The organism is Mycolicibacterium septicum DSM 44393, assembly GCF_000455325.1.
GTDB lineage: Bacteria > Actinomycetota > Actinomycetes > Mycobacteriales > Mycobacteriaceae > Mycobacterium > Mycobacterium septicum.
The window spans coordinates 462,343-474,385 of sequence record NZ_HG322952.1 but is presented as its reverse complement, the minus strand read 5'-3'; the positions used below and the strand labels follow the sequence as shown (position 1 = coordinate 474,385).

Sequence of the window (12,043 nt, the reverse complement as noted above, 5' to 3'; positions counted from 1 at the left end):
CAAGCGCTGTTAACGCTGCGGCGCGGGGATCCGACATACATGTGGGGGGTCAAGGTATTGCGCAGTCGTCCACAGGAGAGGCGACAGGGTCGTCGACCATTCGGCGGTCATGCAATTTCCCAAACCGAACATCACGCGATTGCCGCCATTTGGTGGGTTCGTCGCGGTGACGCAAGGCGAAGGAGTGACCATGAACTTCAAGAAGTTCGCAGTAACCACATCAATGGCGGGTGCACTGGGCCTCGGCACGTTCGGCCTGGGTACAGGCCTCGCGCAAGCCTTTCCGGACGTGCCCCAGCCGCCTCCGATTCCCGGGCCGGCAGTGCCGGGTGTGAATGTTCCGAGCGTGAATGCGCCTGACGTGAATGTTCCGAGCGTGAACGTTCCTGATGTGAATGTTCCGAGCGTGAATGCGCCCGATGTGAATGTTCCGAGTGTCAACGTTCCTGATGTGAATGTGCCCAGCGTGAACGTTCCCGATGTGAACGTGCCGAGCGTGAACGTTCCCGATGTGAACGTGCCGAGCGTGAACGTTCCCGACGTGAACGTGCCCAGCGTGCGGTTCCCCGAGGTGGACAATTTCTTCCGGCAGCCGAACGCACACATCGCGCCCGGGCAGCTGACGAATTCGCCGACCATCAACGGTGTTGCGAATCCGTTCTTCGGAATCCCGCCTGGTCAGCTCCGTACGCTGCCCACGGTGAACGGGGTCGCCAACCCGTTCTTCAACGAGACACCGGGTCACTGGGTGATCCCGGAGGGTCAGTTCCCGGCGGAGTCCTAAGCCACGGCCTGTGACATGATGGCCGCCTTGCCTTCGGGCAGGGCGGCCATCCCGTGTCGGGACGGCCCGATGCCGGCGAATCGCAGCATTGGCCGTGCTGACCAGGCGCGTCGCGGTCCGCCGCGGCCCGGCAATGTGTTGGTATAACCGAGATCAGCAATCTCGTCGAAATGGTGAGGGGGTGGAGCCCGATGACCGTCGTATTGGTCGACCCCCGCCGCCCGTCACTGATCCCCGTCGAGGCCGTCGGCCTGCTCACCGGTGATGTGCAGTACACCGAGGAGATGCCGGTCAAGGTGCCCTGGTCGCTGCCTGCGGCGAGGCCTTGGCTCTCTGACGCGCCCGAAGATGAAGCTGCCCCAGTTCTGTTGTCCTCTGACCCGGAGCATCCGGCGGTCAAGGCCCGTCTGGCGGCCGGGGACCGGTTGATCGCGGTCCAACAGGCCCAGGCGGGGGAGCGGCTCGTGGACGCCGTGGCGATGATGGACAAGCTGCGCACCGACGGGCCATGGGAGAGCGAGCAGACGCACGATTCGTTGCGTCGCTACCTCCTGGAGGAGACGTACGAAGTGTTCGACGCGGTGCGCGGCGGCAACGCCGACGAGCTGCGCGAGGAGCTCGGAGATGTGCTGCTGCAGGTGCTGTTCCATGCGCGCATCGCCGAGGATGCACCCGTCCACCCGTTCAATATCGACGATGTCGCCGATTCTTTGGTACGCAAGCTCGGCAATCGCCTGCCGGCAGTGCTTGCCGGAGAATCCGTTTCACTGGACGAGCAGCTGGCCCAATGGGAGCAGCGCAAGGCCCAGGAGCAGAAGGTGAAGGCCCGCGGGTCGTCGATGGATGACGTGCCCACCGGGCAGCCGGCTTTGGCGTTGGCGCAGAAGGTGCTGGCCCGCGTGGCCCAGGCCGGGCTGCCCGCCGACCTCGTACCGGCGGCGCTGACCTCGGTGGTGGTTTCGGCCGATTCTGATGCCGAGAACGACTTGCGCAGTGCGGTTTTGGAATTCATGGACACCGTGCGGGTGGTGGAGTCCGATGTCGCCGCCGGCCGCCGTGGGGAAGATGTTCCCGAGGAACTGGACGTGACGCCGCTGGGGTCGATCACCGAGGACGAGTGGCGGGCGTACTGGCCGGGAGCGGTCCCCGAGCCTGAGGCTGAGCCCGATGCGGATGACGAGTTTGACGGCGACGAGGCCGACACGGAATCGGTCGACTCCGCCGATGTCGGCGGCGAAGCCGAAGATTCCAGCGCCGAAGACGCGCGCGCGGAAGCCGACGAAGCCGACGACGTCGACGACACGGACAAATCGGACTGACCACCGAGCTGCCCTCCCCAGAGTCGTTGACGGGGTCGGCAACTGCGCCCGTCGTCAACAAGGCCGCGGATTGCTGCTTGATAGTGACTGGAATCCGCGGCGCAGTGTGCCGATGCAGCACGACATCCCGTTCCGGAGCGGTGCTGGTGGAGAACAGTGGCCCGAGACCCCGTCACGAATAGACAACGGCACGGTTTCAGCTCTGTGCGGACCGGCCGCGCTGACGCTGGATCGGGCTCGCTCGAACTAGCGTGACGCACATGCGGGTACTGCGGATCGCTGCCGTCGTCCTGGTCCTCAGTCTCGGAATGGTCGCACCGCAGGCCGTCGCGGAATGTCCCGCCACGGGTTGTGATCTGCGCTCGCGCATCGCGGCGGCAGACACCTACCTGGCATCGAGGCCGGGCACCGTCGGCTATGTGCTGCGCGATCGCGCCGCGGGCACGCGTTATGCCAATGCCAATGCGAACACCATGATCTGGACCGCCTCCACCATCAAGCTGGGGATGGTGGTCGACCTGCTGACCCGGGAACGTGCGGGGGCATTGCGGCTCTCGGGCAACGACCGGCAGCTGATGGTGAACATGCTGCGGAACTCCGACAACGACGCGGCCGATTCACTGTGGAGCCGCTACGGCGGAGCCGACCACAAGGCATTCAATGCCGGCTTCCCTCGCTACGGCATGACGGACCTGCGGCCGCAACCGGGATTCGGTGACGTGTTCCCGTACTGGGGCTTCCAGAAGTCCACCACCAACGATCTCGACCGGTTGATGAACTACACACTGGCCCAATTGAATCCGGCCGATGCCGCCGCCGTGGTGACCGAGATGCAGCGGGTCGGCGGGGAACAGCAGTGGGGCGTGTGGGGCGCCGGACCGTCGATGACCCCCGGCAACAAGAACGGGTGGTCGCAGGAACAGGGCGGCTGGGTCGTCAACTCGGTCGGGTTCGCCGGTCCCAAACAGCGATACACGCTGGCGATCATGAACGGGCTCAACGGACAGGGGGGTTACGACGAAGGCGTCGCAACCACCACCCGGCTCAGCCAGATCCTGCTCGGCGGATGACTGCGCCGCGCGGGCTCTCTACTCGGCCAGCGCCTGGTCGAAGGCCGCGGCCAGGTCTTCATAGCTGTGGGGCTGGATGCGCTCGCCGTTGAGAAAGAACGTCGGCGTGCCCTGCACGCCCAGGGCGCGGCCGTCGGCCACGTCGAGTTGGACCCGGGCGGCGGTCGCGGGGTCGCTGTAGGCCTTGTCGAATGCCGCCATGTCGAGGGCGAGTTCTCCTGCGAAGCCCCGGAATATCTCGTCCGCCGGTTCCTGCTTCTCACCCCACTGGCCCTGGGCGTCGTACATCTTCTTGTACATCGCCTCGAGCTTGCCCTGTTGGGCGGCAGCCTCGACGGCGCGGGCCGCTCGTTCGGCGTTGTAGTGAGCGCCGAGCGGGAAGTAGCGGATGACGAAGTTCACCCGGTCGCCGTAGTCGGATCGCAATTGCTCGATCGAGGGATACACCGCGCGACAACCTTCGCACTCGAAGTCGAGGAACTCCACGAAGGTCACGTCGCTGTCGGGAACGGAGTTCAGCCGATGACTGTTCTCGCGTACCACCTGGCCGGTGTCGACGGATGCCACCGGCGGCGGTCCGCCGCGATCACGCACCGACTGGTACACGAGAACGCCGATGGCCAGCACCGCGATTGCCAACGCGGTGAGCAGTATTCGAGTGTTGCGCGTCATCGGGTCAGTGCCTCACTCGAACAGAGTCGAACCCCAGTAACCCGAGGTGTCGCCGTCACGCAGCCCGGGCGGGCAGGCGAAGACGGCCGTCCCGGTGTGGGTGATGTATTCGTTGAGCGCATCCTTGCGGGACAGTTCCCGCTGCATCGGGATGAACTGCTTTTCGGGACTGCGCACGAACGCGATGAAGAACAATCCGGCATCCAGGTGCCCGAAGCCGTCTGAGCCGTCGGTGAAGTTGTAACCGCGGCGCAGGATCTCGATACCGCCGAGGTGCTCGGCCGAGGCCAGTCGCACGTGCGCGTCCACGTCGATCTTCGGATTGCCCTTGCCGTCGGTGATCTCGAAATCGAGCTCGTCGAACTCCTGCTGCAACCCGTTGGGGGCGCCGCTGCCCTTCTGCCGCCCGATCACCCGCTCCTGCTCCAGAAGCGTGGTGCGGTCCCAGTTCTCGATGCGCATCCGGATCCGCCGGGTGATCAGATAGCTGCCGCCGGTGAGCCAGGCCGGCCCGTCGCCCTCGGCCACCCAGACGTTCTTGTCGAGCAGGTCCGTCTGATCCGACTTGAGGTTGTTGGTTCCATCCTTGAACCCGAACAGGTTTCGTGGAGTGGCCTGGTCCCGGGTGGTCGACGAGGTGCGGCCGAACCCCAGCTGCGAGTACCGCACCGCGACCGTGCCGAACCCGACGCGGGCCAGGTTGCGGATCGCATGGACTGCGACCTGCGGATCGTTGGCGCAGGCCTGCACGCAGATGTCGCCCCCGCTGCGCGCCGGGTCCATGGTCTCGTTGGGGAACTTCGGCAGATCCTTGAGCTCGGCCGGCTGCTTGTCGGCGATGCTGAAGCGGTCCTTGCCGTCCTTGCGGAAGAACGACGGCCCGAACCCGATGGTCAGGGTGAGCTGTGAGGCCGGAAGGCCCAGTGCCTCCCCGGTATCCGACGGCGGCGCGTACGGATTGCCGTCCACGGCGCCGCCGGCCTCGGTCTCCTCGCCACGTGTCATCCGCTCGGCCATCTGGGTCCACTGCTTGAGCAGTGCGACGACGTCCTCGCGGTTGTCGGTGGTGACGTCGAAGGAGCAGAAGTGCATCCGGTCCTGCGCCTCGGTGATGATGCCTGCCTGCCGGTCACCCCGAAATGGGACCGGCCCCTGCAGGACACCGTGCGGCGTGCTGGCCGCGGAAGCCCGGCCGGCCAGCGCACCTGCGCCGGCCGCACCGACTACCGCAGCTGTGACCCCGGCAGCGCCGAACAGCTTGCGCCGGGAGAATCCGGTGGAGGACTCGGCGTCCGGTGCCGGAACGCCCGGGCCCGCTACCGAATCACTGGTGGGCGATGACACCTTGCACCTGGCTCACTTCTTTGCTCAGCGCGTCGATGGCGCGCGACAGTTCCTGGCGTTGCGGCTCGGTCACCTTGTCGTAGGAGACGAAGCCGTCGCCTTCACGATACTTCTCCAGCAATTTCTCGACGTCGGCGAACCGCTGGTCCACGCGCTTGCCCAGTTCGGCGTTGCGCTCATCGAGGATCGGTCGCACCGAGGCCACCGCGGTCTGCGAACCCTCGACGTTGGCCTTGAAATCCCAGAGGTCGGTGTGGCTGAAGATGTCCTCTTCGCCGCTGATCTTGCTGGATGCGATCTCGTCGAGCAGGCCCTGGGCGCCGCCGGCGATCTGGGTGGAGTCGATGGTCCAATCCGGCGCCTTCACGCCGGCCTCGAGCTCTTTCACGTCGGCGAGCAACTGATCGGCCAGCGCGTCGGCGTCGGGCTGCAGACCGGTGACCCACAGCTGCTTCTCCAGGGCGTGGAACCCGGTCCACTTCTGGCCCGGCTCCAGATCGGCCTCGCGAAGGTCGATACGCGGATCGAGATCGTTGGGGAACGACTCGGCGACCGGCTCGATGCGCTCGTAGTAGGTGCGTGTGGTCGGGTACAGATCCTTGGCCTTGGCAACGTCCTTGGCCTTGACCGCGGCGACGAATGCCTCGGTGGCCGGGATCAGCGCATCGGTCTGGCTGAGCACGTAGCGCTTGTAGCTGTCGGCGGCTTCCTTGAACTTGCCCTCGGTGTCGATCTGCACGGCTTCGCCGGTGACCTCGAAATTGCCGCGGATGCCTTCACCGACCATGCCCGGCCGGCAGGAGGTCTGGTACGTACCCGGCTGGGTCAGCTGAACGATCAGCTGCCGCTTGAGTCCGGGGGAGATGTTCTCCACCTCGCCCATGACCCGCTCGCCCTCGCCGTAGACGTAGAACTCGGTGACCTTGTTGCCGTTGTTGGTCACGACGAACGTGCTCGGCCCGGTCGTCGCGGTGGTCCCGGACAGCTTGCACTCGGTGTCGGAGGCATCGACGGTGATCTGGGCGGCCTTCTGGGCCCCATCGCCACTCGCGCTGCCGCTGTCGGCCTCCTTGGCCTGGCAGGCGGTCATCGAGAGGCCGGCCAGCACCGCGGCGGTGGCCGCGAATCCGGTCTTGACGGCAGGGGTGATCTTCACTTGGTCGACCTTTCGGATGCGGTGGAGGTCTCCGGCTCGACGGTCGGCTCGGAGGAAGTCGGGGCACCGGCCGACGCCGCGCCGGCAGCGCGGATCGGCTTCAGGAACAGCGCCAACACCACGACGATGTAGGCCAGCCACGCGCCGAACTGCAGCACGGTCGGCGTGGGGTCGATATTGAAGACGCCCTGGATGATCTCGCCGTACCAGGCAGACCAGTCGAACGCACCGCTCATGTCGAAGGCCTTGGCGCCGAGCCCGGGCAGCCAGCCCACGGTCTGGAGCGCCTTGATCCCATAGGCGAGGATTCCGGCTGCCACCACGACCAGGAAGATCCCGGTGTACTTGAAGAATTTGGCGAGGTTGATCCGCACGGCGCCGGCGTACATGCCGTAGGCGATCGCCGCGGCGATCAGCACGCCGATGATCAGGCCGGTCAGCGGCCAGAGTGTCTCCGCCTCGGCGTAGCCGACCATGAACAGCGCGGTCTCCACGCCCTCACGGCCCACCGCCAGGAAGGCCAGTAGTGCCACCGCCGGGCCGCCGGTCTGCAGCGCCTGCGACATCTCGCTGCGCAGCTCGCCGGACATCGAGGCCGCCGCGCGCTTCATCCACAGCACCATGGTGGTGACGATGACGACGGCGATCAGTGAGGCGATACCCGCGATGGCTTCGGCGCCGAGGCCGCTGATGGTGTTCTCGCCGAACTGGATCACGAGGAAGACGGTGACGGTCATGGCGATTGCCGCGCCGACGCCCAGCCACACCCATTTGAGGGCGTCCCGGCGTTCGGACTTGACCAGGAACGCGACCAGGATCGACACCACGATGGCGGCTTCGAGGCCTTCCCGCAAACCGATCAGGCCACTGCCGAACACCTGGGATGTGACGTTGGACGCGGCCAGCGTGCTGGTCGGAACGTCCGAGATGGCAGTCATCAAAGCGTCCTCGTTCGACCGGGGTGAAAACACCATAAAAAACGTAGCCTTGCCTTGCCATAGCAAGGCGTGGCTCACCTTAGCAGGGGGGTCTGTGGGTCCGGCCGACTTCACCTGCCGTTCTTCCGGCACGGGCCCGTCGCTCGTCGCGTTCATAGCCGCGCATGCGACGATGGCCAATCAGATAGAGCGGGGTTGAGGGAGTCCGGTGTCGCCAGTGCGTTGGCTGCGGGCTGTCGCCGTAATTGCTGCGACAGCGCTGCTGTTGGCATCCAGCTGTTCGTGGCATCTGGGGACCCCAATTCCCGAAGGTGTGCCGCCGCCGGCCGGGGATCCGGTGCCCGCGATCGATACCTATGCCAAGGGCAGGCCCGCCGATCAGCTGCACGAGTGGGCCGAGCAGCGGGCACCCGCGCTGGGCATGCCCGTCAACGCCCTGGAGGCCTACGCCTACGCCGCGCGCGTCGCCCAGGTGGAGAACCCGAATTGCCAACTGGCCTGGACCACGTTGGCCGGCATCGGCATGGTCGAGAGCCACCACGGCACCTACCGCGGCGCGATGATCGCGCGCAACGGCGACGTCACCCCGCCCATTCGTGGCGTGCAACTGGACGGGACCGCGGGCAACCTGCGCATTCCCGACACCGACAAGGGCAAGCTGGACGGCGATCCGCTGATGGACCGTGCCATGGGGCCGATGCAGTTCATCCCGGAGACCTGGGGGCACTTCGGCGTGGACGCCAACAACGACGGGGTGGTGAGCCCGGACAATTTCGACGACGCGGCGCTTTCTGCGGCCGGCCTGTTGTGCTGGTACGGCAAGGACCTGTCCACCCCGCGAGGCTGGATGAAGGCGCTGAAGGCCTACAACAACTCCGAGCAGTACGCCCGAATGGTCCGGGACTGGGCGACGGCATACGCGGCCGGTCATGGCCTGTGACACGTGTGACAAGCCCAAACACGCCGTTGTGCGGACCACGATCTAGTCTCATCCCTACACGCAGGACTCAATAAGGAGAAGCCAGTGCCCATCATCGAGCAGGTTGGAGCCCGCGAGATCCTCGACTCCCGTGGCAACCCGACGGTCGAGGTCGAGGTGGCCCTGACCGACGGCACGTTCGCCCGGGCAGCGGTGCCTTCGGGCGCGTCGACCGGCGAGCACGAAGCGGTGGAGCTGCGCGACGGCGGCTCCCGCTACGGCGGCAAGGGCGTCGAGAAGGCCGTGGAGGCCGTTCTCGACGAGATCGCTCCGGCGATCATCGGCCTGGCCGCCGACGACCAGCGTCTCGTCGACCAGGCCCTGCTGGATCTCGACGGCACCCCGGACAAGTCCCGGCTGGGCGCCAACGCGATCCTCGGTGTCTCGCTGGCGGTGGCCAAGGCCGCGGCCGACAGCGCCGCGCTGCCGCTGTTCCGCTACCTCGGTGGCCCGAACGCGCACATCCTTCCCGTGCCGATGATGAACATCCTCAACGGCGGCGCCCACGCCGACACCGGGGTGGACGTCCAGGAGTTCATGGTCGCTCCGATCGGCGCTCCCTCCTTCAAGGAGTCGCTGCGCTGGGGTGCCGAGGTGTACCACGCGCTCAAGTCCGTGCTCAAGAAGCAGGGCCTGTCGACCGGTCTCGGTGACGAGGGTGGCTTCGCCCCCGACGTCGCGGGCACCAAGGCCGCGCTGGACCTGATCGCGACGGCCATCGAGACCACCGGGTTCAAGCTCGGCAGCGACGTGGCGCTGGCACTCGATGTCGCCGCCACCGAGTTCTACACGGAGGGTTCGGGTTACGCATTCGAGAAGGAGACCCGCACGGCCGAGCAGATGTCGGAGTTCTACGCCGGCCTGATCGACGCCTACCCGCTGGTCTCCATCGAGGATCCGCTGTCCGAGGACGACTGGGACGGCTGGGTCGCGCTGACCTCGGCGATCGGTGACCGGGTCCAGCTGGTCGGCGACGACCTGTTCGTCACCAACCCGGAACGTCTCGAGGACGGCATCGAGCGTGGCGCCGCCAACGCGCTGCTGGTGAAGGTCAACCAGATCGGCACCCTCACCGAGACCCTGGATGCCGTTGCACTGGCGCACAACAGCGGCTACCGCACCATGATGAGCCACCGCTCCGGCGAGACCGAGGACACCACCATCGCCGACCTCGCGGTCGCGGTGGGCAGCGGTCAGATCAAGACCGGTGCTCCGGCCCGCAGCGAGCGGGTGGCCAAGTACAACCAGCTGCTGCGCATCGAGGAGGCGCTCGGCGACGCCGCGCGCTACGCGGGCGATCTCGCGTTCCCGCGGTTCGAAGCCAAGTAACGCAGGCGTCTGCGCACCAACACGTCGATGCCCGAAGCGAAGCGGCCCGATCCGAAGAGACGGTCCCCGGCCTCCCGACCAGGGAAGCCGGGCAAGGCCGGGGAGTCGAATCGGCCGCGCGCTTCGCAGCCCCGACGCCGGGCGGCTGAATCCCGTCCGGCGCAGGCTGAGCCGGTAGCCGATGAGAACGTCACCAAAGCCATTGCGGTGCAAGCTCAGCAGCAGGCCGAGCTGCAGTCCGAACAGCGGTTCGGGTCGACGGCCCGCCGGGCGGCGATCCTGGCCGCGGTGGTGTGCGTGCTGACCCTGACCATCGCCGGGCCGGTGCGCACCTACTTCGCCCAGCGCACCGAGATGAAACAACTCAAAGCCAGCGAGGAACGGTTGCGGACCCAGATCGCCGACCTCGAACAGCAGAAGGTCAAGCTGGCCGACCCGGTGTTCATCGCGGCCCAGGCCCGGGAACGGCTCGGCTTCGTCATGCCCGGCGACACCCCCTATCAGGTGCAACTGCCGCCCGGGGCCATGGTGTCCGACCCGGGAACGCCGGTGCTCCCCGGGTCGACCGTGCCCGCCGGCCAGCCCTGGTACACCTCGCTGTGGCACACGATTGCCGATGAGCCGCACGGGGTTTCCCCGACGATCGGCGGGCCCCCACCGGCACCGGGCGGGCCGCCCGCACCACCTGTTCCGCCGCCGCCTGCCGAGCCCAGAGGTCCCAATGGTTGATCCCGCCGACATCGAGGCCGTGACCCGGCAATTGGGCCGGGAGCCGCGCGGTGTCCTCGAGATCGCCTACCGCTGCCCCAACGGCGAGCCCGCGGTGGTGAAGACCGCACCGAGGCTTCCCGACGGCACGCCGTTCCCGACGCTGTACTACCTGACGCATCCGGCGCTCACCGCGGCCGCGAGCCGGCTGGAGTCCTCCGGGCTGATGCGGGACATGTCCGAACGCCTGCAAGAGGACGAGGAACTGGCCGCGGCCTACCGGCGGGCGCATGAGTCGTATCTGGCCGAGCGGGACGCGATCGAGCCGCTGGGCACGACGTTCACCGGGGGCGGCATGCCCGACCGGGTCAAATGCCTGCACGTGGTGATGGCCCACTCATTGGCAAAAGGTCGCGGGGTCAATCCCTTCGGTGACGAGGCGCTGGCGGTGCTGGCGGTCGAGCCGGCGATGGCCGGAATCCTGGATCGTGAGGTATGGGTTTGAGCAGGGTCGGCGCGATCGACTGTGGCACCAACTCGATTCGTCTGCTGATCGCCGACGTGGTGGACGGCAAGCTGCGTGACGTGCACCGCGAGATGCGGGTCGTGCGGCTGGGGCAGGGCGTGGACGCCACGGGTCAGTTCGCTCCGGAAGCGTTGGCGCGCACCGAATCAGCATTGGCCGACTATGTGGCATTGATGGCCGAGGATTCGGTGACCGCCGTGCGGATGGTCGCGACCTCGGCGGCGCGCGATGCGGGCAACCGCGACGAGTTCTTCGCGATGACGGCGCGGCTGTTGGGCAAGGTGGTTCCGGGCTCCCTAGCCGAGGTCATCACCGGCACCGAGGAGGCCGAGCTGTCTTTCCTGGGTGCGGTGGGTGAACTCGACCCTGCCGCAGGCCCTTTCGTGGTCGTGGATTTGGGTGGCGGCTCGACCGAGGTGGTGCGCGGCGACACCGCCGTGCGGGCCAGCTTCTCCGCCGACATCGGATGTGTGCGGCTCACCGAACGGTGTCTGCATTCTGATCCGCCCACCGCGGACGAGGTGGCGCAGGCTCGGGCGGTGGCCCGTGACGGCCTGGCCGAGGCGCTGCGGGTGGTACCGGTCGAGGGCGCGCACACCTGGGTGGGTGTGGCCGGGACGATGACGACGCTCTCGGCGCTGGCGCAGCGCATGACCGAATACGATCCCGATGCAATTCACCTGTCCCGCATCGGATTCGACGAGCTACTCGGGGTATGTGAGCAGCTGATCGGGATGACCAAGGCCGAACGCCTGGCGCTCGGGCCGATGCATGCCGGCCGCGCCGATGTGATCGGCGGCGGCGCGATCATCGTCGAGGAGTTGGCGGCCGTCCTCGGGCAGCGGGCCGGCATCGGCGAACTGGTGGTCAGTGAGCACGACATTCTCGACGGCATCGCGCTGTCGATCGCCTGACCTGTTCCCGCGCGAGGTGTCTCGCCGCTGAAAACGCTTCTGTGCGTGCCGTTTTCTGCGGTGGGGTCGTTGAACTATGCGATCGGCAGCCCTGGTGTAGAAACCGCGAACAGGCAGCGCAGAAATTCCCACCAAAAGAACAACGGCCGAACGCGGTTGCCCGCGTCCGGCCGTTGCCGTGACTACCTAGATCAGGACGCAGTCCCGTGGTTGCTCGCCGGCGCGACCGCGGGGCCGGGGCGGGCGTGGTGACGGCCGGCTGGGTGCCTGCCGGAACCAGTGCCGGTTCGGTGGCCGGAGCGCC

The 12,043-nt window shown here is 67.0% G+C and carries 12 protein-coding genes; 8 read left to right on the top strand and 4 right to left on the bottom strand.

From position 1 onward, the window contains the following. Positions 1–190: 190 nt before the first annotated feature. From TX88_RS22240 to TX88_RS22230, 3 genes are all read left to right on the top strand, one after another. Positions 191–784: a hypothetical protein gene (locus tag TX88_RS22240; RefSeq protein WP_044521710.1), complete on the top strand. Its 594-nt coding sequence runs from the start codon at positions 191–193 to the stop codon at positions 782–784. 191 nt (positions 785–975) lie between these two features. Continuing rightward, positions 976–2,103: a nucleoside triphosphate pyrophosphohydrolase gene (locus TX88_RS22235; protein ID WP_044520043.1), complete on the top strand. Its 1,128-nt coding sequence runs from the start codon at positions 976–978 to the stop codon at positions 2,101–2,103. A gap of 260 nt (positions 2,104–2,363) precedes the next feature. Continuing rightward, complete coding sequence (locus tag TX88_RS22230) at positions 2,364–3,173, top strand: serine hydrolase (protein ID WP_084622068.1); 810 nt, start codon at positions 2,364–2,366, stop codon at positions 3,171–3,173. 18 nt (positions 3,174–3,191) lie between these two features. On the opposite strand, the gene TX88_RS22225 is transcribed toward TX88_RS22230, so the two are convergent. From TX88_RS22225 to efeU, 4 genes are read right to left on the bottom strand one after another with little or no spacing between them, the layout of a single operon-like run. Then, positions 3,192–3,845 carry a DsbA family protein gene (locus TX88_RS22225; protein ID WP_044520042.1) on the bottom strand — a complete coding sequence of 218 codons (654 nt, stop codon included), beginning with the start codon at positions 3,843–3,845 and terminating at the stop codon, positions 3,192–3,194. Positions 3,846–3,857: 12 nt separating this feature from the next. Continuing rightward, positions 3,858–5,189, bottom strand: coding sequence for an iron uptake transporter deferrochelatase/peroxidase subunit (gene efeB / locus TX88_RS22220; protein ID WP_084622066.1), 1,332 nt, complete (start codon positions 5,187–5,189; stop codon positions 3,858–3,860). Beyond that, the gene (gene efeO / locus TX88_RS22215; protein WP_044520041.1) at positions 5,170–6,345 is read right to left on the bottom strand and encodes an iron uptake system protein EfeO; all 1,176 of its coding nucleotides are present in this window, start codon (positions 6,343–6,345) and stop codon (positions 5,170–5,172) included. The genes efeB and efeO overlap by 20 nt, the downstream gene beginning before the upstream one ends. After that, positions 6,342–7,283, bottom strand: coding sequence for an iron uptake transporter permease EfeU (efeU, locus tag TX88_RS22210; protein ID WP_044520040.1), 942 nt, complete (start codon positions 7,281–7,283; stop codon positions 6,342–6,344). Before efeU ends, efeO begins: the two co-directional genes overlap by 4 nt. Positions 7,284–7,491: 208 nt before the next feature. Here efeU and TX88_RS22205 point away from each other — a divergent pair, with 208 nt between their 5' ends. From TX88_RS22205 to TX88_RS22185, 5 genes are all read left to right on the top strand, one after another. Continuing rightward, entirely contained in the window at positions 7,492–8,223 is a 732-nt protein-coding gene (locus TX88_RS22205) for a lytic transglycosylase domain-containing protein (protein ID WP_044520039.1), read from the top strand. 84 nt (positions 8,224–8,307) lie between these two features. Beyond that, positions 8,308–9,591 (top strand): phosphopyruvate hydratase, encoded by a 1,284-nt coding sequence (gene eno / locus TX88_RS22200; RefSeq protein ID WP_044520038.1) that lies wholly within the window; start codon positions 8,308–8,310, stop codon positions 9,589–9,591. Positions 9,592–9,618: 27 nt separating this feature from the next. Continuing rightward, a complete protein-coding gene (locus tag TX88_RS22195; protein WP_044520037.1) occupies positions 9,619–10,320 on the top strand; it encodes an FtsB family cell division protein in 702 nt (233 codons plus the stop codon). After that, positions 10,313–10,804, top strand: coding sequence for a DUF501 domain-containing protein (locus tag TX88_RS22190; RefSeq protein WP_044520036.1), 492 nt, complete (start codon positions 10,313–10,315; stop codon positions 10,802–10,804). Before TX88_RS22195 ends, TX88_RS22190 begins: the two co-directional genes overlap by 8 nt. Next, positions 10,795–11,739 (top strand): Ppx/GppA phosphatase family protein, encoded by a 945-nt coding sequence (locus TX88_RS22185; protein WP_044520035.1) that lies wholly within the window; start codon positions 10,795–10,797, stop codon positions 11,737–11,739. The genes TX88_RS22190 and TX88_RS22185 overlap by 10 nt, the downstream gene beginning before the upstream one ends. Positions 11,740–12,043: the final 304 nt, after the last annotated feature.